Origin of the sequence: Devosia yakushimensis, assembly GCF_030159855.1 — a bacterium.
Taxonomy (GTDB): Bacteria; Pseudomonadota; Alphaproteobacteria; order Rhizobiales; family Devosiaceae; genus Devosia; species Devosia yakushimensis.
The window spans coordinates 3,115,640-3,135,681 of sequence record NZ_BSNG01000001.1 but is presented as its reverse complement, the minus strand read 5'-3'; the positions used below and the strand labels follow the sequence as shown (position 1 = coordinate 3,135,681).

Sequence of the window (20,042 nt, the reverse complement as noted above, 5' to 3'; positions counted from 1 at the left end):
GCGAGTGCCCTCGTCAGTTCTTGGTTTCGAGCAACAGGGCATTGCCATCGGCGGCCAGAGCCGCCAGGCGCCGCTTGCCATCCTCGACCGCGTCACGGATTTCGGCCGAATTCTTGGTCGAGGCCACGCGCATCTCGTTGATGATGGTGCGGCTCTTTTCCTGGAAGTTGACCACCGAGTCGACGAGCTTCTTGACCGCATCGGCGCGCACCGTGGGGCCGTAGCCGGCCTTGACGGCCTCTTCCTGCACCTTGTCGCCGATTTCGCTGAGGGTCTCGAGGCTCTTGCTCATGCCTTCCTTCATCGCATTGAGCGTTTCGGTCGATTCATGCAGGCCGAACATGCCGGTGAACGAAGCGCTGAGCGCCGTCAGCACGGTTTCATTGGTGGAAAAGAAGCTGATCGACTGCTGATAGACGCGTTCCTTGGCATTGGTGGTCTGCATCAGCCGCGCCATCACCACTTCCGAGGTATTGTAGGAAATGGTCAGATTGTCCGAGAGGTCCTTGGCGATCTGGTAGCGCTTTTCCTCGTTCTGCATCTCGCGCAGCTTTTCGTCGCGGTCCATTTCGAGGCGAGCGCGGTCAGCCGGGGTCGTGCCGGCATAGGCGGCCACGGCAGCCGAGGAGGTCTGCAGGATGTTCTTTTTCTCCTCGAGCCGCTTTTCAGCTGTGCCCAGTACTTCGAGCGCCATCACCTCGGCCTGTTTCAGCGCGCCGCGGAAATCGCGATAGGCCTCCAGGATCGTCTGCTCGCGCTCGATCTGGTCCTTGGTGTCGCGAGTAACGTCCAGGTAAACGTCGCGGATCTTATTGAAGCGCGTGGCGATATCGCCGCGGCTCACCTTCATCCACACATTGGAGGCGCGCTCGAGCAGGTCGATCTTGTTGTCCGAAAGCTGGTCGACCATGCCCTTGGCATCGTCGCGGATCGAGTCGAAGCCCTTGGTGATTTCTTCGTAGCGCTCGCCGATCTTCATGGCGGCGATCTGCTCACGCACCACCTCGTTGAAGGCGCTCGCCTGGCTCAGCGTGCGGCCGATCAGCACCACGCGGGTCTCGTCCAGCTCGGTAATCTGGCTGAGCAGGCCCGTGATCGGCTGCTCGCCCTGCTGTTCGGGCCAGATGCCAAGGTCGCGGATCGCTCCGACCGCCTTGTCCAGATATTGCAACGGCTTCTCGGCAATGGCCGATACGACCGTATTTGCCTGTGCGGTGGTGACTTCGTTGGCCATTTATTGCTCCCCGTGATCTGACGCCGATGCGGCGGAATGCGTGCCTCGCCGTCATAGATTGACCCTGCGCTGCATCATGACAATTGCCACACGCATGCGACACAACTATTTAGGCCATATTGGTGCGAAAAAGCCGCACGTAAAGAGTGGACCGGCGATGCTGGCAAGCATTTGTTTCCATGCCTATTCGGGCCACATTGGGGCAGTCCGTCCCACACGTCCGGCAGGAGCCCGATAATGGATTTTGGCGGCCACTATATTATCGCTGCGCCACGGCACGAAGTCTGGGCAGCGCTCAACGATACTGCCATGCTCAAGGCCGCCATTCCGGGCTGCCATAAAATCGAATGGTCCAGCGAAAAAACGCTCGATCTGGAGATCAAGGTCAATCTCGGCGTGGTCCACCCCCTGTTCAGGGGCGAATTGAGCCTCTCCAATGTCATGCCGTCGAAAAGCTATACCCTGTCCGGCCGGGGCAAGGGGGGGCTGCTCGGGCTGGCCGAGGGCGCGGCCGATATCGTGCTGAGCGATGCCGATGAGCACAAGACCGACCTGATTTTCACCGCCCGGGGCGGTGCCTCCGGCCAGATCATGAGACTGGGCAAGGCCATTATCGGCAATTCCGCCCAGAAGGTCATCGATGGTTTCTTCGAGCGCTTCGCTGCCGCCATGGGCGCTCAGGGTCACGCCCCTGCCGCTGGATTAACACATCCCTAACCACGCCCCGATCTGCCGCAAAACCATCACAATCGGCCGTCGTTTTCCGGGTTACTGAGAGTCTAACAAAGCCCCTCAAATACCAGCCAAATTGCAGCCATGACCGCCCCCACTCGTGATACGCTCGCTCTGTTCGCCATTGCCGCGCTTGCCGTGCTGGCGGTCCTTTATGCCGATCTCAACTTGGCCGACCTCTTCGCTTCCCTGCTGAGCCCTGGCTAGGGGCGCGTTCCGGCAGGCGGAATCACCCACGCCGCCTAGCCTGTGGACTATGCGCCCAAATTTTGACCAATCGGAAAAAATTGCCTTTTTCCCTCTTGCGGGCGCCTCATTTGCACGATTGTATCCCTTTTAGCGCACAGGGATTGTCCGTTGGCTGCAAGCGCCTTCGCTCATGTGCGATACAGGGAGACTATTCATGAAATTCAACATGTTCACCAAGGCCCTTGCAGGCGGTGTCGCGCTGAGCGCCATGCTGACCGGCGCCGCGCTGGCCGATCCGGCCGTGATCTACGATCTGGGCGGCAAGTTCGATAAGTCCTTCAACGAAGCCGCTTATAATGGTGCCGAGGCCTGGAAGGCCGAAACCGGCGGTTCCTTCCTCGATCTCGAACTGCAGAACGACGCCCAGCGCGAACAGGCCCTGCGCCGCTTCGCCGGTCAGGGTGCCAATCCCATCGTCATGGCAGGCTTCTCCTGGACCGCTGCGCTCACCGCCGTTGCTTCTGAATTCCCCGATACCAATTTCGTCGTGATCGATACCGTCGTGGAAGCACCCAATGTGCAGTCGATCATTTTCGATGAGCACACTGGTTCCTACCTCGTCGGCGTGCTCGCTGCCCTCAAGTCCGAAACCGGCACTGTTGGTTTCGTCGGTGGCATGGACGTTCCGCTGATCCACAAATTCTATTGCGGTTATGCCCAGGGCGCCAAGGCTGCCAATCCCGACGTCAAGCTGATCGAAAACTATACCGGCACCACTCCCGCCGCCTGGAATGACCCGGTTACCGCCGGCGAATTGGCCAAGGCTGGCGTCGATGCCGGCGCCGACGTGATCTTCGCCGCCGCTGGTGGTTCGGGTCTGGGCGTGCTGCAGGCGATGAAGGATGCCGGCAAGTTCTCCATCGGCGTCGACAGTAATCAGAACTATCTGCAGCCCGGCTCGGTGCTGACCTCCATGGTCAAGCGCGTCGACGTTGCCGTCAAGAATGCGCTGACGGAAGCAGCCGACGACGCCACCTTCAAGCCCGGCCTCACGGTTCTGGGCCTGGCCCAGGATGGTGTCGGCTATTCGGTCGACGACAACAACAAGGCCCTGCTGACCCCCGAAATGATCGCCGCTGCCGAAGACTACAAGGCCAAGATCATTGCCGGCGAGATCACGGTCCACGACTACACCACCGACTCGACCTGCCCGCTCTAAGCGACGCTGGATGAGTGAGGACCACATGAACCCGCAGCGGCCGGAAACGGCCGCTGCATCGGCACCAGCCAATGGCTGGGCGATCGAGCTTGAAAAGATCAACAAGCGATTTGGCGCGGTTCACGCCAATAAGGACATCGATCTATCCGTCGCCCGCGGCACCATCCACGGCATCGTGGGAGAAAACGGCGCCGGCAAGTCCACGCTGATGTCCATTCTCTATGGCTTCTACACCGCCGATAGCGGCACCATCCGCGTCAACGGCCAGGTGCAGGCCATTACCGATTCCAGTCATGCGCTGTCGCTGGGCATCGGCATGGTGCACCAGCATTTCATGCTGGTCGACAATTTCTCCGTGCTCGAAAACATCGTGCTCGGCGCCGAGGATTCCGGCTTCCTCAAGCCAAGCCTGGATCGCGCCCGCAAGGAGCTCGAACGGCTCGAGCATGAATACGACCTCGAGGTCGATCCCGACGCCATTATCGAGGATATCTCGGTAGGCCAGCAGCAGCGCGTCGAAATCCTCAAAGCCCTTTATCGCGGCGCTGAAACGCTGATCCTCGACGAACCCACGGGCGTCCTCACCCCCAAGGAAGCCGACGACCTGTTCCGCGTGCTCCGCACCCTGCGCGAACAGGGCAAGACGGTGATCCTGATCACCCACAAACTCCGCGAAATCATGGCCATTACCGACAATGTGTCGGTCATGCGCCAGGGCCAGATGGTCGCCACCGTCAAGACCAGCGAGACCAGCCCCGAGCAATTGGCCGAACTCATGGTCGGCCGCCGCGTGCTGCTGCGCGTCGAAAAGGGCGAAGCCAAGCCCGGCAAGACCCTGCTTGAAGTGCAGAACCTCGTCGTCAAGGACGATATGGGCATTACCCGCGTCAAGGATGTGAGCTTATCTGTCCGCGCCGGCGAAATCGTCGGCATTGCCGGCGTCTCCGGCAATGGCCAGACTGAATTGCTCGAAGCCGTGTCGGGCATGCGCGACCAGAAATCGGGCAATGTCATCCTCAATGGCAATGCGCTCTCGCTCAAGGGCGATGACGGCGCCGCCCGCGCCCGCGCCGCCGGCCTTGCCCATGTGCCCGAGGATCGCCAGCGCATGGGTCTCGTCACCAATTTCTCCGAATGGGAAAATGCCATTCTGGGCTACCAGAACAGCCCCGATTACGGGCAGGGGCCCTTCCTCGATATATCAGCCGCCAAAAAGCGCGCCGCCGAACATGTCAAACTGTTCGACGTGCGCCCCGCCAATATCAATCTGAAAACCTCGCTGTTTTCCGGCGGCAATCAGCAAAAGATCGTGCTGGCCCGCGAGATGGAGCGCGATCCCGACGTGCTGGTCATCGGCCAGCCCACCCGTGGCGTCGATATCGGTGCCATCGAATTCATCCATAACGAAATCATCAAGATGCGCGACGAGGGCAAGGCCATCCTGCTCGTCTCGGTCGAACTCGACGAAATCCGCTCGCTGGCCGACCGTATCATCGTCATGTTTGACGGCGTCATTGTGGGCGAAGCCGATCCCGCCACCGCCACCGAAGGCGAGCTGGGCCTGATGATGGCCGGCATCCACCATAACGAGGCGGCAAAATCATGAGCGCCCGCAGACCCATTCCCCGCTGGGCCGACGTCGCCCTCTTGCCCGCCATCAATCTGCTGCTGGCGCTGATCGTCTCCGGCCTGGTCGTGCTGTTTGTCGGCGAAAACCCGTTCCACGCCATCCAGGTCATCATTTACGGCGCCTTTGGCTATGGTGAAGGCGTCGGCTACACACTCTATTACGCCACCAATTTCATCTTTACCGGGCTGGCCGTGGCGGTCGCCGCCCATGCGGGCCTGTTCAATATTGGTGGCGATGGCCAGGCCTATGTCGCCGGCCTCGGCGCCGTGGTCGTGGCCTTGGCGCTTGACCAGACCCATTGGCTGCTGGCCATGCCTCTGGCGGTGATCGCGGCTGGTGCCGTGGGTGGTTTCTGGGCTTTCGTGCCCGGTTGGCTGCAAGCCAAGCGCGGCAGCCACGTGGTCATCACCACCATCATGTTCAATTTCATCGCCGCTGCGCTCATGGTCTACATGGTCAATCGCGTGCTCAAGCCCGCCAGCACCATGGCCCCGGAATCGGCCACCATCGCCGTTGGCGGCCGCGTGCCGCAGCTGCGCGAGTTCATGGGCTTTTTTGGTTATTCGCCGGTCAATCTTTCCATAGTCATCGCCATTGCCGCGTTGATCGGGGTCTATATCCTCGTCTGGCACACCAAGTTTGGCTATGCCATGCGCGTCCTGGGGCAAAACCCGACGGCCTCGCGCTATGCCGGCATTTCCAATTCCCGCATGATCATGATCACCATGACCATATCAGGCGCGCTGGCCGGCATGGTGGCCATCAATGAAGTCATGGGCGTACAGAACCGGCTGGTGCTCGATTTCGTCGCCGGCGCCGGTTTTGTCGGTATCGCCGTGGCGCTGATGGGCCGCAATCATCCCATCGGCATTGCGCTGGCCGCCGTGCTGTTCGGCGCGCTCTATCAGGGCGGGCAGGAGCTGCAATTCGTCATTCCCGGCATTACCCGCGAAATGATCGTGGTGATCCAGGCTCTGGTGATCCTGTTCACCGGCGCCATGGAAGGCCTGTTCCGCCCCTCGCTCGAACGCGCTTTCATGTTGTTCTCGCCTGAACAAAAGGCCGCCGCCGTCGCCGCCTCAACCACCAAGACGGAGAGCTGATATGGATCTTGCTGCCATCCTCTCCATTCTCGACGCCACCATCCGCCTCTCTACACCTCTGCTTTTGGCGTGTCTGGCCGGGCTTTATTCCGAGCGCGCGGGCCTGTTCGATATCGGTCTCGAAGGCAAGATGCTGGCCGCCGCCTTTGCTGCTGGCGCCGTTGCCGCCATTACCGGCTCCGCCTGGATCGGGCTTGCCGCCGGCATGGCCGTCTCGCTCTCGACCGCGCTGCTGCAGGGTGTTGCGGCCATCACCCTCAAGGGTAACCAGCTCATTGCCGGCGTCGCCATCAACATGCTGGCCGCCGGCATGACCACCTTTCTGGGCCAGACCTGGTTCTCTCAGGGCGGCCGCACCCCGCCTTTGGGCGAAGGCGGGCGCTTCGTGCCCATCACCCTGCCTTTCGCCAATGAACTGGCCGGCATTCCCATCATCGGCCCGATCTATTACGAGCTGATTTCAGGCCATTATATCCTGGTCTATATCGCCTTCCTCATGGTGGCCGTCACTGCCTATGTGCTCTATCGCACCCGCTTCGGCCTGCGCCTCCGCGCGGTGGGCGAAAGCCCCAAGGCCGTCGATACGGCGGGCATTTCGGTGGTGAAGCTCCGCTATCAGGCGGTGATCATCACCGGCCTGCTCTGCGGCATTGCCGGCGCCTATTTCTCCATCGCCCAGGGTTCCGGCTTCGGCAATAACATGACAGCGGGCAAGGGCTATATCGCGCTCGCCGCGCTGATCTTTGCCAAGTGGAAGCCGGTGCCCGCCATGTTCACCTGCCTGCTCTTCGGGTTCCTGGATGCCCTGCAGATTCGCCTGCAAGGCGCGCGACTGGGCGGGGTGGAAATCCCGGTCCAGGCCATCCAGGCTTTGCCCTATGTGCTGACCGTGATCCTCTTGGCCGGTTTCATCGGCAAGGCCGTGGGGCCCAAGGCCGGCGGCGTCGCCTATACCAAGGAGCGCTGACATGCCCTTACTGCCGGCCGACCGCACCCTGTTCGACGCTGCCGAAGCCGTTCGCGCCAAGGCCTATGCACCCTATTCGAACTTCCATGTCGGCGCCGCCATCCTTGCCGATGACGGCAAGATCTATGCCGGCTGCAATGTCGAAAACGCCGCCTACCCGGTGGGCAATTGCGCCGAACCCAGCGCCATCGCCGCCATGATCGCTGGCGGCGGCAAACGCATCAAGCGCATCTATGTCACCGGCCCCGGTACTGCCCCCGTCACGCCCTGCGGCGGCTGCCGCCAACGCATCCGCGAATTCGCCGATCTCGATGTCGAAGTCATCTCGCACGGCGTCGAAGGCACCCCGCTGGTCATGACGCTAGGCGAACTGCTGCCGCACAGTTTTGGCCCCGAGTTTCTGGGCAAGTGACCGGGCGGCTGATTAATCACTGAGCCCCCTTCTCCCCTTGTGGGAGAAGGTGCCCCGCAGGGGCGGATGAGGGGTCCCTTTCTTTTGGAATTCACACCATGACCAAAGCCTCCAAGACCATCAAGAAAATCGCCGGTGACGAGCCCATCGCTGCCGCCATCGTACTCGGCTCGGGTCTCTCCGCCATTGGCGACCTGCTCGCCGACAAGGTCACCATTCCCTATTCCGAGCTCAAAGGCTTCCCTGGCGGCGGTGTCTCCGGCCATGGCCGCGACCTGCTGATCGGCACCATGGGCGGCAAGCGCGTCGCCATCCTCACCGGCCGCCAGCATTATTACGAACACGGCAATGCCGCCGCCATGCGCCCCGCGCTCGAAGCCATGGCCGAAATCGGCGCCAAAACCTTGCTGCTGACCAATTCGGCCGGTTCCCTCGACGAGCGCTTCCGCCCAGGCGATCTGATGCTGCTGTCTGACCACATCAATTATGCCGGCATGAACCCGCTGATCGGCGAACCCACCGACCGCCGTTTCGTCAATATGGTCGATTGCTACGCCCCCGACCTGCGCGCCAAGGCTTTTGGCCTGGCCGAGCGGCTCGATATCAAGCTCGGCGAAGGCATCTATCTCTGGTATTCTGGTCCCAGCTTCGAAACCGTGGCCGAAATCCAGATGGCCATTCGCCTGGGCGCCAATGCCGTTGGCATGTCCACGGCACCAGAAGTCATTCTCGGGCGCTTCCTGGGGATGAAAGTGTGGGCCTGCTCGTCCATCACCAATATGGGCGCGGGTCTCTCGACCGAAAACATCAGCCATGAGCATACCAAGACCATGGCGGTACAAGGCGCTGAGAAGCTGAAAAAGCTCATACCCGCGCTGGTGGAGGAACTATGAGCCTACGCGTCGTCGATACCCCGGCGCCTCATACGCCGCATAAGCGCAATCCCGGCTACCCACTTGATCTCGATTGGGTTGAGCGCGTCCGCATGAACCGCTCGGCCCTTGAACGCCGCGCCGGCTCCATTGGCGCGCGCCGCACCGTCAAAAAGGATTATCAGCTGGCCTGGCTGCTCAAGGCCATCACGCTGATCGATCTGACCACGCTCAATTCCGACGACACCGACGGCCGCGTCGAGCGCCTCTGCGCCAAGGCACGCCACCCTCTGCGCACCGACATTCTCGAAAAACTCGATATCGGCGGCCTGCGCATCCTGCCCGGCGCGGTCTGCGTCTATCATAGCTTCGTCAAAACCGCGGTGAACGCGCTCGAAGGCACCGGCATCCCCGTCGCCGCCGTTTCCACCGCTTTCCCGCATGGCCTTGCCCCGCTCGAGACCAAGCTCAAGGAGATCGAGCTATCGGTCGCTGACGGCGCCAAGGAAATCGACATCGTCATCGAACGCGGCATGGTCCTGCGGGGCGATTGGCAGGCGCTTTACGATCAGGTCAAAGCCTTCCGCAAGGCCTGCGGCGACGCCCATATCAAAACCATTCTGGGCACCGGCGAACTCGCCACCCAAACCAATATCGCCAAAGCCTCGCTGGTCTGCATGATGGCCGGCGCCGATTTCATCAAGACCTCGACCGGCAAGGAAAAGGTCAACGCAAATCTCGTCACCAGCCTGACCATGATCCGCATGATCCGCTGGTTCGCCGAAGAAACCGGCATCGAAATCGGCTACAAACCCGCCGGCGGTATCGCCACTGCGGGCGACGCGCTGAAATACATGGCGCTGATGAAGGAAGAGCTCGGAACGCGTTACCTTCAACCCCATTTATTCCGCTTCGGCGCTAGCAGTCTGTTAACCGATATAGAGCGCCAGCTGGAACACGGGCTAACCGGACACTACGCAGCGGACTACCGCCAGCCGATGGTTTAGGCGTCGCAGGTAATCCCGCCGCCACGGAATGCAGGCACTCTGAAGGAGGCCAAACATGAACAAGATCGCCCAGATTTTTCAGACACTTGACTATGGCCCGGCCCCCGAAATGCCCGACCAGGCCAACGCCTGGCTCGATAGCCACGGCCGAAAGTTCGGCCATTTCATCGATGGCAAATGGACCAAGCCCGGCAAGACCTTCGCGTCAGACAATCCCGCCAATGGCGAAAAGCTGGCCGACATCACCGAGGGCACAGCCGAAGACATCAACGCCGCCGTCAAAGCCGCCCGCGCCGCCTTCAAGCCCTGGAGCGCTCTCTCCGGCTACGAGCGCGGCAAATATCTCTACGCCATCGCCCGTGCCATCCAGAAGCATTCCCGCCTCTTTGCGGTGCTCGAAACCATGGACAATGGCAAGCCGATCCGCGAAAGCCGCGATGTCGATATCCCATTGGTAGCGCGTCATTTTTATCACCACGCCGGCTGGGCTCAGCACCTCAGTCGCGAATTCCCCGATGCCGTCCCCTATGGCGTCTGCGGTCAGATCATCCCGTGGAATTTTCCGCTGCTCATGCTCGCCTGGAAAATCGCCCCCGCACTCGCCGCCGGCAATACGGTCATCCTCAAACCCGCCGAATTCACCTCGCTGACGGCACTGCTCTTCGCCGAAATCTGCGACCGCGCCGGTCTGCCCAAGGGCGTGGTCAATATTGTGACGGGCCAGGGCGAAACCGGCCAGGCCATCGTCGCCCATGAAGGCATCGACAAGATCGCCTTCACCGGCTCGACCGAAGTCGGCAAAGCCATCCGCGCGGTCACAGCCGGCACCGGCAAGGGCCTCAGCCTCGAACTGGGTGGCAAGTCGCCTTATATCGTCTTTGAAGACGCCGATATCGACAGCGCCATCGAGGGCCTGGTCGACGCCATTTGGTTCAATCAGGGCCAGGTCTGCTGTGCCGGCTCGCGCCTCCTAGTGCAGGAAAGCATTGAGGAGCGTTTCATCGCCAAGCTCAAAACCCGTATGGCCAGCCTGCGGGTCGGCGATCCGCTCGACAAATCCATCGATATCGGCGCCCTGGTCGCCCCGGTGCAGGTCGAACGCATCCGCGATCTGATGAAGCGCGGCGTGGCCGAAGGCGCATTGGTTTACGAGGCCGACGGTCCCGTGCCCGCCAAGGGCTGCTTCCTCAAGCCGGCTCTGGTCACCAATGTTTCCCCCGCCAATACGCTGGTGGCAGAAGAAATCTTCGGGCCGGTGCTGGTCGCCATGAGCTTCCGCACCCCCGAGGAAGCGGTGGCCCTCGCCAACAACACCAAATACGGCCTCGCCGCCACCATCTGGAGCGAGAACATCAATCTCGCCCTCGATATCGCCCCCAAGATCAAGGCTGGCGTGGTCTGGATCAACGGCACCAATAATTTCGACGCCGCAGTCGGCTTCGGCGGCTACAAGGAATCCGGCTTCGGCCGCGAAGGTGGCCGCGAAGGCATGAGTGCCTATTTGAAGCCCGCTTGGATCGCTGAGGTGACTTCAGCCACTCAAGTACCCGGTATGACTGGCCATAAGAAGCCGATAATGCCCGTTCAGGCCCTCCTCGGTGACCACTCCATTGATCGTACTGCAAAGCTTTATATCGGCGGCAAGCAGGCAAGACCGGATAGCGGCTATTCCCGACCGGTCTACAATACGATGTCAGGCGAGCTTGTTGGCGAAGTGGGTGAGGGCAACCGCAAGGATATTCGTAACGCTGTTGAAGCGGCACGCGCGGCAAGCCCCGCATGGAGTGGTCTATCTGCGCATGCTCGTGCCCAGTTGCTCTACTACCTCGCTGAAAATCTCGAATACCGCAAAAACGATGCTTTCACCTCGCTGATGTTGCAGACCGGTCGTGGCGGCGAACTTGAAATGGCGCGATCACTTGAACGACTGTTTGCCTTCGCAGGCTGGGCCGATAAGTATGATGGCGCTGTGCACAATCCGCCCGCAAGGGCGATAGCCGCTGCGATGGTTGAGCCTATCGGTGTTATCGGCATTGTGGCGCCAGATTATCTGCCGCTACTTGGCTCGATTGCCCTTCTGGCCCCAGCCATTGCCATGGGTAACACGGTGGTTCTTGTGCCATCGCAGGTCAGCCCCTTGAGCATGACCGATTTCTATCAGGTCATTGAGACGTCGGACATTCCCGCAGGTGTCATCAATATTGTCACCGGTGACAGCAATACGCTCGCCAAAACCTTGGCCGAACATGACGGCGTTGATGCCATGTGGTTCTTCGGGTCGCATGAGGCCTCCACGATGGTTGAAAAGGCGTCAGCAGGCAATGTGAAGCAAACCTGGACCAGCCGAGGTCTCAACTACGACCTCTCCGATCCACGCTTCGAGGGCGACTATTTCCTCGCCAAGGCGACGCAGGTCAAGAATGTGTGGATTCCATACGGAGCGTGATCGGGCATCGGAGTACCCCCACCTAACCTCCCCCTGATAGGGGGAGGGACGGCCCAGAGCTAAAAACGCGATCCCGCCCCAAGCGTGGAGAGATCCCTCCCTCTATCAGGGGGAGGTTAGGAGGGGGTATCCCCTAAACAAAAAGAGCCATCCATGGTCTTCCTCCCCCAAGAAGTCATCGCCAAAAAGCGCGACGGCCAGGCCCTCTCCGCCGACGAAATCGCCGCCTTCATCCATGGCTTCACCCATGGCAGCGTCTCCCACGCCCAAGCCGCCGCCCTCGCCATGGCCGTCTATTTCAACGACATGACCATGCCCGAACGCGTCGCGCTGACCCTGGCCATGCGCGATAGCGGCACCGTGCTCGATTGGTCCGATCTCGATGGCCCCGTGGCCGACAAACACTCCACCGGCGGCGTCGGCGACAATGTCAGCCTCATGCTCGCGCCGATCCTTGCCGCCATCGGCATTTACGTTCCCATGATCTCGGGCCGAGGCCTGGGCCATACCGGCGGCACGCTCGACAAATTCGACGCCATTCCCGGCTACACCACCAGCCCCGACAACGCCCTGTTCCGCCAGGTCGTGAAGGACGCCGGCTGCGCCATTATCGGCCAAACCGCCGACCTCGCCCCCGCCGACAAGGCCCTCTACGCCATCCGCGACGTCACGGGGACGGTGGAATCCATTTCTCTCATCACCGCCTCCATCCTTTCCAAAAAGCTGGCTGCTGGCCTGGGCGCACTGATCCTCGACGTCAAAACCGGCTCCGGCGCCTTCATGCCCACGCTGAAAAAATCCCGCGATCTGGGCCAAAGCTTGGTCACTGTCGCCAATGGCGCGGGCCTCAAAACGTCAGCACTGATCACCGACATGAACGAGCCGCTCGCTTCTGCCGCCGGCAATGGTCTGGAAGTCCGCAACGCCGTCGACTTTCTCACTGGCAAGCACCAGGACGCCCGCCTGCGCGAAGTCACCCTCGCCCTTTGCGCCGAACTCGCGGCCATGACCGGTATTGCCGAAACCGTCTCCGCCGCCCGCAAGCTGGTGGATGATGCGCTCGACAGCGGCCGCGCCGCCGAGCGCTTCGCCCGCATGGTCACCGCCCTTGGCGGTCCCGCCGATTTCGTTGAGCACATGGACACCCATCTCGCCCCCGCCCCCATCATCCGCGACGTCTTCGCGGCAGGGCAGGGCACTATCGCCGCCATTGACACCAAGGGCGTTGGCATGGCCGTCGTCGCCCTTGGCGGCGGCCGCACCATGCCCAGCGACAGCATCGATCACACTGTCGGCTTCGACCGCCTCCTGGGCCTCGGCGCCCATGCCGACGCACAGACCCCTATCGCCTGCATCCATGCCCACGACGAAGCCTCGGCGGCCGATGCCACCGACCGCCTCAAATCCGCCTATCGCCTCGGCGACGCCGCCCCGCGCCACGATCTCATTGCCGCGCGTCTCGCACCAACGGAGTAAGCCCCATGCCCCGCGCCATTCTGTGCATTCTCGATAGCGTCGGCATTGGCGGCGCACCTGACGCTGCCGCCTATGGCGATACCGGCTCCAATACGTTCGGCCACATCGCCGAACACGCCGCCGCCGGCAAAGCCGACCGCGCTGGCCTGCGCAGCGGCCCGCTCAACGTGCCTAACCTTGATGCGCTTGGCATCGGCGCCGCGATAAAGCTCTCGACCGGCACCCTGCCGCCCAACCTGTCCGCCACGCCCAAAGGCGGCCGTTTCGGCGTCGGCCGCGAAGTCAGCAAAGGCAAGGACACCCCCTCCGGCCATTGGGAAATCGCGGGCGTCCCGGTCCCCTTCGAATGGGGCTATTTTCCCCAGACTGTCCCAACCTTTCCCGATGATCTGATCGCCGACCTGATCGAAAAGGCCGAATTGCCGGGCGTCTTGGGCAATCGTCATGCCTCCGGCACGGAGATCATTGCCGAGCTGGGCGAAGAAAGCATCCGCACCGGCAAGCCCATCGTCTATACCTCGATCGACAGCGTCTTCCAGATCGCGGCGCACGAAACCCATTTCGGCCTCGATCGCTTGTACCGCGTCTGCGAAATCGCCTTCTGGATGACCTCGCCGCTCAAGATCGGCCGCGTCATCGCGCGCCCCTTCATTGGCGAGGATGCAGCCAGCTTCAAGCGCACCGGCAATCGCCGCGATTTCGCCATTGCCCCGCCCGAGCCCACCTTGCTTGACCGCAATAAGGCGGCCGGCCATCAGGTCTTCGCCATCGGCAAGATTTCCGACATCTATGCCGGTCACGGCGTCACCCACAAAATCAAGGGCACCGGCCTGCCGCAGCTCTTCGACAAGACCCTTGAAGCCCTCGAAATGGCGGCCGACCGAGCCTTCGTCATGACCAATTTCGTCGACTTCGACAGCGAATATGGCCATCGCCGCGACGTACCCGGCTATGCCGCGGCCCTCGAATATTTCGATGCCCGCCTGCCCGAATTGATCGCCAAACTCAAGCACGATGATCTCTTGATCCTCACCGCCGACCACGGCAATGATCCGACCTGGCAGGGCACCGACCACACCCGCGAGCAGATCCCGATTCTGCTCTTTTCCCCAAGCGTGTCGCAGGGCGAGATTGGCATTCGCTCTACCTTCGCAGATATTGGCGAAACCATTGCCCACTGGCTCGGTCTGGCGCCCGGGCGGCATGGCAAGAGCTTTCTTTAACCCCCGAGCGTTTCCAGCAAAAGTGGCCACCGGTTTTGCGGTTCGGAAACGCGGCAAGAGCAGGTGATCCCATGAGCAGCGTGACCGTCCTTGATCACCCCCTCATCCAGCACAAGCTGACCATCATGCGGAACAAGGAGACCTCCATAGCGGGGTTCCGCCGCCTGTTGCGCGAAATCGCCCATCTGATGTGCTACGAGGTCACGCGCGATCTCGAGCTGGAGATGATCCCCATCGAGACCCCGATGGCCGAAATGCAGTCGCCTGCCATCAAGGGCAAGAAACTGGTTTTCGCCTCCATCCTGCGCGCCGGCAATGGCCTGCTCGATGGTATGCTCGATCTGGTCCCGGCCGCCCGCGTCGCCCATATCGGCATCTATCGTGATCACGAAACGCTCGAGCCGGTCGAATATTACTTCAAGGCGCCATCCAATCTCGAAGACCGCCTGATCATCGTGGTCGATCCAATGCTGGCCACGGCCAATTCGGCCACCGCCGCCATCGATAAGCTCAAGGAACGCGGCGCCAACAATATCCGCTTCCTCTGCCTGCTCGCCGCCCCCGAAGGCATCAAGCATTTCGGCGAAACCCACCCCGACGTGCCGGTTTTCACCGCCGCCATCGATAGCCATCTCAACGAGAAGGGTTACATCATCCCGGGGCTGGGTGACGCCGGTGATCGGATGTACGGCACGAAATGAACCTTCTTCCCCTCATCCGCCCTGCGGGCACCTTCTCCCGCAAGGGGAGAAGGGAAGGGGCCAAAACTACTTCGCCTTGAGCGGCAGCCCCAGCGCAATCAATTCCTTGCGCAGCATGACCGGGTCCTTGAAGTGGATGCCATGCATGCCGTATTTCCGCGCCGCCACGATATTGGGCTCGCTGTCGTCGATGAAGACGCAGCTTTCTGGCGCCAGGCCATACCGCTCGCAGAACACGCGATAGAGCCGCGGATCGGGTTTCACCAGCCCTTCGAGCCCGGAGACGATCACGCCATCGAATTTTTCGAGGAAGGGCCATTCGCCCAGGCAGCTGACCCATTTCTCCCAGGAGAAATTGGTAATGGCAAAGGTGGGGATTTCCTGCTCGATCAATTCGTCATGGATATCGATCGTGCCCTGGATGAACCCGCCCAGCGTTTCCTTCCAGCGCAGATCGAAGGCCTGGATTTCGCGCCAATATTTGGGGAAGCGGGTGATGAGCTTGGCCACGCCTTCCGAATAGATTTCCCCTGCGTCGAATTCGAGGTTCCAGTCCAGCGTGCAGATATTCTGGTGAAACCACAATGCGTCCTCTTCGCTCTCGAAGAGCTTGCGGAACAGGTACATCGGGTTCCACTCGACGAACACGCCGCCGAGATCGAAAACAGGGACGGGTGCATCGGTCATGGAAATCACCAGGGGAAGGAAGCTGGTTGGCTTGTGCCATGGGCAGCAGGCTCGTGCAACGCCTAGTTCAGGGCGATCGGCTCGCCAAAGCGCGGCATGTAGAAACTCTCGCGATAAAGGTCGATCGCTTGGTCGAAAACCAGCCCGAAAAGTGGCTTATAGCTGTAGCTGGCCTCCGAGACGATGACATAGCTGCCCTTGGCGATATCGGTCATATCCGCGGGTAGGGCATAGGGCTTACCCACCTCATGGCCCGTCGCTACCACGTCGGCGTCGCCGGTCGTATAGGGTCGCGACCACGCTACGCTGGTCGTGCCATCCGCCATTACCTGCACCGAAGTCACGATCTGTTTGAGGCCTGTCGGCATATAGGGCGACATGATGCCCGAGGATGCCTGGAAATAATCCTGCAATGTGGCGCCGGAAATGGTCGCGTTCTCGCGCGCTACCAGATCGCCCAACGCGCCGGCCACCGATTGCACCTTGCGATCCATCGTGATCAGCGCGCTGGCCTCCGTGGTCCCCAGATAGACCACCAGCATGATCGGTACGACCAGCGCAAATTCAACCGCCGCGACGCCAGCCGGTTCTGCCGCAAAACGAGCCAGTAATTGTTTGGTTTTCGTCCAGGCGACGATCATGTGAAGGGCTCGTTGCGGAAGACGGTCACGGCGCCCAAAAGGCGCCGCCCGTCATTGAGGTTGGCGAGCCCCAGGGAGCCGCCGAGGAAGTTGAGATTCAGCAGTACCGGATATTTGTAATAGACCTGCACCAGGACCACGTTCGATCCTTGCCCGGCCTTGTAATCTTCATCTTTGGTCCAGCCGCAATTCTCGTCGCTGCAGGCCCAGTCCACCGGCGCCTCCACCGTTGCGGATTGGAAATTGGACACGACCGACACCTGCACATGAAGCCCCGAGCAATCGGAAAACAGGCCATAAAGCCTGTCGCAGACATTGGTGCGGAATGAGGCGAGCGTGTCGCCGCGCTGCTGGGCCTGTCCCGTCCGGATCATCCGGCTGGCATCCTGCACCGCGCTTTCCAGGATCTGGCCGGACATGAAGACCAGCGAGGTTTCCAGAATGGCCGTCATGATGGCAAAGAACGGCAGCGCCAGCAGGCCGAATTCGATTATGGTCACACCACCCTCATGGCGTGCAAAGGCACGCCAGCGTTTCCCCGGCGACGCTCGGCCGAGCAGTGATGCGATTGACTTGATCATGAGCCCACATGCGGTTAGTCGCCGGCACGCTAAGGACTTTTGCCTAATCCTTTGTTACAGGCGGCCCGCATCGGCCAGCCGTTCTCGCCGAAGGTTAAATTTGGCTTAACGGCTTACTGCGCAGCAGACTGTACGACCTGCGACGAAGCCAGGGTTTGTGCGGTAAAGGAATTGTCGTCACCCAGCATGATGATGGGCTGGCAGGTCGGCGCGCAGGATAGCGTGGTCCGGTTCTGCCCTTGATAGACCGTCATCACCCCCGCCTGCATCTGCTTCACCTCGATCATGGTGTCGGCGATTGGGCTGCCCTGGGCATCGAGCACGATCAGATTGGTTTGCCCATAGCTTTTGCCCGTCAACACCAGGGTCAGCGGGTCCTGGATGGTGACATCGGCTATGCCCGGATTGCCAATGATAACCGTCGCGGCTGGCGAATTGATCCGCAGCACCCGCGCCATATTGACGTTGACATCTATCGGCAGTCCATCGGCGGCGCTGACCCCCGGGCCGACCAGCGACAGGCAGATGGCGGCACAAGCAGCAAGGGACAGACGCATGAAACGATCCGGCTAAATGTAAAGCGACAAAGCCAGCTTCCGCCGGAATGGTGAATTTTTGGCAAACACGGCCGAAGCCCCGGTTTTTCAGGCCGTTCCACCATCCAGTCGGCGTTTCAAATTCGCGTTTAAACTTCATTTAGCAAAGTATTTAAGTAGTTCCTCTCTTTATACTTATCATACGCGGATAGGTAAAAGGCCGAGCGTTTTGTTAAGGCTTTGATTATCATACGAAAATCGGGCCAAAAAACCCCTGCCGGCAGGTCGTCGATTAACGCAATTGCAACAAGTCACCACTAGTTTTTGTCTCATGTTCGATGTGTGACGTGTCGAACGACGGCGTCACCCGATGACGTTATTAAAAGGAGCCTGGGAATGAATATTTTCGCACGTTTCGCCAAGGATGAGTCCGGCGCGACCGCAATCGAATACGGCCTGATCGCCGCACTGATCTCCGTTGCCATCATCGGCGCTGCGACCCTGCTGGGCGGCAGCCTCAGCGAGCTGTTTACGGGCATCTCCACCCGTCTCGACAATGTCGATGTGCCTACTGGCGCAGCTCCGACTACTCCATAAGGATTGTGGCTCGGCGTCGACTTCCGGTGCCGCAGCAAGTGGAAAGGGGAAAGTGCTTGTCGCTTTCCCCTTTTCTTTTTGTCGTTTTTTAACGCCGCCCGTCGCATTGTCTCCACGGCGCATTGGCAGAATGACGCCGTTTTGGGGATGCTCCTATGGCCACGCTTGCATTGCTGTTTTTTCCGCTCGGCATGGCCTTTGCCGCCTCCTCCGATCTTTTGACCATGCGCATTTCCAACAAGCTCGTCCTGCTGCTGGTCGTGGGTTTCTGCATCACGGCCATGGCCGTCAATCTGCCGCTGCAGCAATTTGCCATGCATGTGGTCGCTGCGCTCATCGTGTTGGTAGCCGGCTTTACCTTTTTCGCCCTGCGCTGGGTGGGTGGTGGTGATGCCAAGCTCGCGGCCGCCACCGCGCTCTGGCTCGGCTTCGGGCTCACTCTGCCCTACCTGGTCTATGCAGCCGTTTTGGGCGGCGTGTTGACGCTGCTGATCCTGGCCCTGCGCAGGTTGCCGCTCACGCCATTTCTTGCCCGTTATCGCTGGCTCGAACGGCTCCATGACAGCAAATCGGGCATTCCCTACGGCGTCGCACTCGCAGCAGCGGGCCTGCTGACCTATTCCAATTCGGTCATTTTCGAACGTCTCTCTGCCTGAGAGAGCGCTGCCCGATGCCGGTGCCGTTTCAGTAAATCAAATGACCTATATTCGGCTGAATGTAGTATTCAGCAAATTCATTAAAATTTACATCTTGTTAACTGAACTCGCAAACACCCGGTTAACCAAACTTTGACCCTTTGGGTACACACTCACTAGTGTGGAATTGGGCCAGAATGGCTCCGTCCTAACCGGAGTGTGGCATGAAGCCGGCGCGTCTCATCTTGATCCTTGTGGCTGTGGTTGCCGCCGGGCTAGCCGCATTTCTTGTGACGCGCGGTGGGCGGCCGGCGCCCGAGCAGGTGGTGAGCGAGGTGGTTCGCCCCGAGCCCAAGAGCCAGGTTCTGGTGGCCAAGACCGCCGTTGGTATCGGCGAGCGCCTGACCGCGCAGACCCTGGAATGGCAGGATTGGCCCGAGGGCGCGGTTCGCCCCGAATATGTCACCGCCACCGCCATGCCCGATGCTCCCGCCCAATTGACCGGCGCGGTGGTGCGGTTCGAATTCTTCCCCGGCGAGCCTATCCGTGAGGCCAAGCTGGTGCGGTCCGACCAGGGCTATCTCTCCGCCGTGCTGAGCCAGGGCATGCGCGGGGTTTCAGTGGGCGTTTCGGCCGTCTCCAGCGCCGGCGGCTTCGTCGTGCCCAACGACCATGTCGATGTGGTGCTGACTACCTCCACTGAAATGGGCCAGCAATCCCAGGTCATTTTGTCCAATGTGCGTGTCCTGGCCATCGGCAAGCGCCTGGGCGAAATGGGCGCCACTGGCACCGAGGCCGGGCAGGAAGCAACCGGTTCGCCGACCCCCGTCGTGTTCGACAATTCGACCATAGCAACCCTTGAGCTGTTTCCGCAGCAGGCCGAGATTTTGATCAATGCTGCCACCAGGGGCGAACTCAGCCTGACCCTGCGCTCGGTGGTCGATTTCAACGACAATAGCGTGGCCGATTCGGGCGCCAGCCAGTCCGTCCGGCTGATCCGCTTCGGCAAGGAACAAAGCGTGCGCTCCACGAGCCTCGGCCAGGCCATGCAACAGCCGGTGGCAACCGGCCTCTCCACGCCCGATACGGTTTACACTCCTCCCCTCAATGTGCCGGCCAGCGACCCCGCGCCGCAAGTGTTGCCCCAATAGGGC

General features: G+C 60.9%; 21 protein-coding genes. 16 read left to right on the top strand and 5 right to left on the bottom strand.

Annotated elements, in window-relative coordinates; all coding sequences use genetic code 11:
- Window positions 1-13 precede the first annotated feature (13 nt).
- Window positions 14-1,234, bottom strand: coding sequence for a cell surface protein (locus tag QQL79_RS15180; RefSeq protein WP_284392278.1), 1,221 nt, complete (start codon window positions 1,232-1,234; stop codon window positions 14-16).
- A 237-nt stretch (window positions 1,235-1,471) separates the two neighbouring features.
- On the opposite strand from QQL79_RS15180, the gene QQL79_RS15175 reads away from it, so the two are divergent.
- From QQL79_RS15175 to upp, 13 genes are all read left to right on the top strand, one after another.
- Entirely contained in the window at window positions 1,472-1,951 is a 480-nt protein-coding gene (locus tag QQL79_RS15175) for an SRPBCC family protein (protein ID WP_284392275.1), read from the top strand.
- Window positions 1,952-2,050: 99 nt separating this feature from the next.
- Window positions 2,051-2,173 carry a hypothetical protein gene (locus QQL79_RS15170; RefSeq protein WP_284392273.1) on the top strand — a complete coding sequence of 41 codons (123 nt, stop codon included), beginning with the start codon at window positions 2,051-2,053 and terminating at the stop codon, window positions 2,171-2,173.
- Between the two features lie 196 nt (window positions 2,174-2,369).
- Window positions 2,370-3,374, top strand: a complete 1,005-nt coding sequence (locus tag QQL79_RS15165) for a BMP family lipoprotein (RefSeq protein ID WP_370461227.1) — start codon at window positions 2,370-2,372, stop codon at window positions 3,372-3,374.
- A 25-nt stretch (window positions 3,375-3,399) separates the two neighbouring features.
- Entirely contained in the window at window positions 3,400-4,980 is a 1,581-nt protein-coding gene (locus QQL79_RS15160) for an ABC transporter ATP-binding protein (protein ID WP_284392896.1), read from the top strand.
- Window positions 4,974-6,107: an ABC transporter permease gene (locus tag QQL79_RS15155; RefSeq protein ID WP_370461255.1), complete on the top strand. Its 1,134-nt coding sequence runs from the start codon at window positions 4,974-4,976 to the stop codon at window positions 6,105-6,107. The genes QQL79_RS15160 and QQL79_RS15155 overlap by 7 nt, the downstream gene beginning before the upstream one ends.
- Before the next feature lies 1 nt (window position 6,108).
- Complete coding sequence (locus QQL79_RS15150) at window positions 6,109-7,074, top strand: ABC transporter permease (protein ID WP_284392270.1); 966 nt, start codon at window positions 6,109-6,111, stop codon at window positions 7,072-7,074.
- A gap of 1 nt (window position 7,075) precedes the next feature.
- A complete protein-coding gene (locus QQL79_RS15145; protein WP_284392268.1) occupies window positions 7,076-7,486 on the top strand; it encodes a cytidine deaminase in 411 nt (136 codons plus the stop codon).
- A gap of 98 nt (window positions 7,487-7,584) precedes the next feature.
- Complete coding sequence (locus QQL79_RS15140) at window positions 7,585-8,379, top strand: purine-nucleoside phosphorylase (RefSeq protein ID WP_284392266.1); 795 nt, start codon at window positions 7,585-7,587, stop codon at window positions 8,377-8,379.
- The gene (gene deoC, locus QQL79_RS15135) at window positions 8,376-9,365 is read left to right on the top strand and encodes a deoxyribose-phosphate aldolase (RefSeq protein ID WP_284392261.1); all 990 of its coding nucleotides are present in this window, start codon (window positions 8,376-8,378) and stop codon (window positions 9,363-9,365) included. Before QQL79_RS15140 ends, deoC begins: the two co-directional genes overlap by 4 nt.
- 55 nt (window positions 9,366-9,420) lie before the next feature.
- Window positions 9,421-11,811: an aldehyde dehydrogenase family protein gene (locus tag QQL79_RS15130; RefSeq protein ID WP_284392259.1), complete on the top strand. Its 2,391-nt coding sequence runs from the start codon at window positions 9,421-9,423 to the stop codon at window positions 11,809-11,811.
- Window positions 11,812-11,964: 153 nt separating this feature from the next.
- A complete protein-coding gene (gene deoA, locus QQL79_RS15125; protein ID WP_284392257.1) occupies window positions 11,965-13,287 on the top strand; it encodes a thymidine phosphorylase in 1,323 nt (440 codons plus the stop codon).
- Between the two features lie 5 nt (window positions 13,288-13,292).
- Window positions 13,293-14,510 carry a phosphopentomutase gene (locus tag QQL79_RS15120; protein ID WP_284392256.1) on the top strand — a complete coding sequence of 406 codons (1,218 nt, stop codon included), beginning with the start codon at window positions 13,293-13,295 and terminating at the stop codon, window positions 14,508-14,510.
- A 71-nt stretch (window positions 14,511-14,581) separates the two neighbouring features.
- Window positions 14,582-15,211, top strand: a complete 630-nt coding sequence (gene upp, locus QQL79_RS15115) for a uracil phosphoribosyltransferase (protein WP_284392255.1) — start codon at window positions 14,582-14,584, stop codon at window positions 15,209-15,211.
- A gap of 66 nt (window positions 15,212-15,277) precedes the next feature.
- On the opposite strand, the gene QQL79_RS15110 is transcribed toward upp, so the two are convergent.
- From QQL79_RS15110 to QQL79_RS15095, 4 genes are all read right to left on the bottom strand, one after another.
- Window positions 15,278-15,898 (bottom strand): HAD family hydrolase, encoded by a 621-nt coding sequence (locus tag QQL79_RS15110; protein ID WP_284392254.1) that lies wholly within the window; start codon window positions 15,896-15,898, stop codon window positions 15,278-15,280.
- Window positions 15,899-15,960: 62 nt separating this feature from the next.
- Complete coding sequence (locus tag QQL79_RS15105; RefSeq protein WP_284392253.1) at window positions 15,961-16,539, bottom strand: TadE/TadG family type IV pilus assembly protein; 579 nt, start codon at window positions 16,537-16,539, stop codon at window positions 15,961-15,963.
- Window positions 16,536-17,039 carry a TadE/TadG family type IV pilus assembly protein gene (locus QQL79_RS15100; RefSeq protein WP_284392251.1) on the bottom strand — a complete coding sequence of 168 codons (504 nt, stop codon included), beginning with the start codon at window positions 17,037-17,039 and terminating at the stop codon, window positions 16,536-16,538. The genes QQL79_RS15105 and QQL79_RS15100 overlap by 4 nt, the downstream gene beginning before the upstream one ends.
- 194 nt (window positions 17,040-17,233) lie before the next feature.
- Window positions 17,234-17,677, bottom strand: a complete 444-nt coding sequence (locus QQL79_RS15095) for a pilus assembly protein N-terminal domain-containing protein (protein ID WP_284392250.1) — start codon at window positions 17,675-17,677, stop codon at window positions 17,234-17,236.
- A 375-nt stretch (window positions 17,678-18,052) separates the two neighbouring features.
- Here QQL79_RS15095 and QQL79_RS15090 point away from each other — a divergent pair, with 375 nt between their 5' ends.
- From QQL79_RS15090 to cpaB, 3 genes are all read left to right on the top strand, one after another.
- Window positions 18,053-18,253, top strand: a complete 201-nt coding sequence (locus QQL79_RS15090; protein WP_284392248.1) for a Flp family type IVb pilin — start codon at window positions 18,053-18,055, stop codon at window positions 18,251-18,253.
- Window positions 18,254-18,408: 155 nt separating this feature from the next.
- Complete coding sequence (locus tag QQL79_RS15085; RefSeq protein WP_284392246.1) at window positions 18,409-18,909, top strand: A24 family peptidase; 501 nt, start codon at window positions 18,409-18,411, stop codon at window positions 18,907-18,909.
- Window positions 18,910-19,112: 203 nt separating this feature from the next.
- Window positions 19,113-20,039 carry a Flp pilus assembly protein CpaB gene (cpaB, locus tag QQL79_RS15080; RefSeq protein WP_284392244.1) on the top strand — a complete coding sequence of 309 codons (927 nt, stop codon included), beginning with the start codon at window positions 19,113-19,115 and terminating at the stop codon, window positions 20,037-20,039.
- The last annotated feature ends 3 nt before the right edge of the window (window positions 20,040-20,042 follow it).

What these genes read in the sequence shown, in the direction of transcription:
- deoC (WP_284392261.1), top strand. Translation starts at nt 8,376, where the DNA reads ATGAGCCTACGCGTCGTCGATACCCCGGCGCCTCATACGCCGCATAAG.
- QQL79_RS15130 (WP_284392259.1), top strand. Translation starts at nt 9,421, where the DNA reads ATGAACAAGATCGCCCAGATTTTTCAGACACTTGACTATGGCCCGGCC.
- QQL79_RS15090 (WP_284392248.1), top strand. Translation starts at nt 18,053, where the DNA reads ATGAATATTTTCGCACGTTTCGCCAAGGATGAGTCCGGCGCGACCGCA.
- QQL79_RS15120 (WP_284392256.1), top strand. Translation starts at nt 13,293, where the DNA reads ATGCCCCGCGCCATTCTGTGCATTCTCGATAGCGTCGGCATTGGCGGC.
- QQL79_RS15170 (WP_284392273.1), top strand. Translation starts at nt 2,051, where the DNA reads ATGACCGCCCCCACTCGTGATACGCTCGCTCTGTTCGCCATTGCCGCG.
- QQL79_RS15145 (WP_284392268.1), top strand. Translation starts at nt 7,076, where the DNA reads ATGCCCTTACTGCCGGCCGACCGCACCCTGTTCGACGCTGCCGAAGCC.
- QQL79_RS15160 (WP_284392896.1), top strand. Translation starts at nt 3,400, where the DNA reads ATGAACCCGCAGCGGCCGGAAACGGCCGCTGCATCGGCACCAGCCAAT.
- QQL79_RS15095 (WP_284392250.1), bottom strand. Translation starts at nt 17,677, where the DNA reads ATGCGTCTGTCCCTTGCTGCTTGTGCCGCCATCTGCCTGTCGCTGGTC.
- upp (WP_284392255.1), top strand. Translation starts at nt 14,582, where the DNA reads ATGAGCAGCGTGACCGTCCTTGATCACCCCCTCATCCAGCACAAGCTG.
- QQL79_RS15110 (WP_284392254.1), bottom strand. Translation starts at nt 15,898, where the DNA reads ATGACCGATGCACCCGTCCCTGTTTTCGATCTCGGCGGCGTGTTCGTC.
- QQL79_RS15175 (WP_284392275.1), top strand. Translation starts at nt 1,472, where the DNA reads ATGGATTTTGGCGGCCACTATATTATCGCTGCGCCACGGCACGAAGTC.
- deoA (WP_284392257.1), top strand. Translation starts at nt 11,965, where the DNA reads ATGGTCTTCCTCCCCCAAGAAGTCATCGCCAAAAAGCGCGACGGCCAG.
- QQL79_RS15180 (WP_284392278.1), bottom strand. Translation starts at nt 1,234, where the DNA reads ATGGCCAACGAAGTCACCACCGCACAGGCAAATACGGTCGTATCGGCC.
- QQL79_RS15165 (WP_370461227.1), top strand. Translation starts at nt 2,370, where the DNA reads ATGAAATTCAACATGTTCACCAAGGCCCTTGCAGGCGGTGTCGCGCTG.
- QQL79_RS15140 (WP_284392266.1), top strand. Translation starts at nt 7,585, where the DNA reads ATGACCAAAGCCTCCAAGACCATCAAGAAAATCGCCGGTGACGAGCCC.
- QQL79_RS15105 (WP_284392253.1), bottom strand. Translation starts at nt 16,539, where the DNA reads ATGATCGTCGCCTGGACGAAAACCAAACAATTACTGGCTCGTTTTGCG.
- QQL79_RS15150 (WP_284392270.1), top strand. Translation starts at nt 6,109, where the DNA reads ATGGATCTTGCTGCCATCCTCTCCATTCTCGACGCCACCATCCGCCTC.
- QQL79_RS15085 (WP_284392246.1), top strand. Translation starts at nt 18,409, where the DNA reads ATGGCCACGCTTGCATTGCTGTTTTTTCCGCTCGGCATGGCCTTTGCC.
- cpaB (WP_284392244.1), top strand. Translation starts at nt 19,113, where the DNA reads ATGAAGCCGGCGCGTCTCATCTTGATCCTTGTGGCTGTGGTTGCCGCC.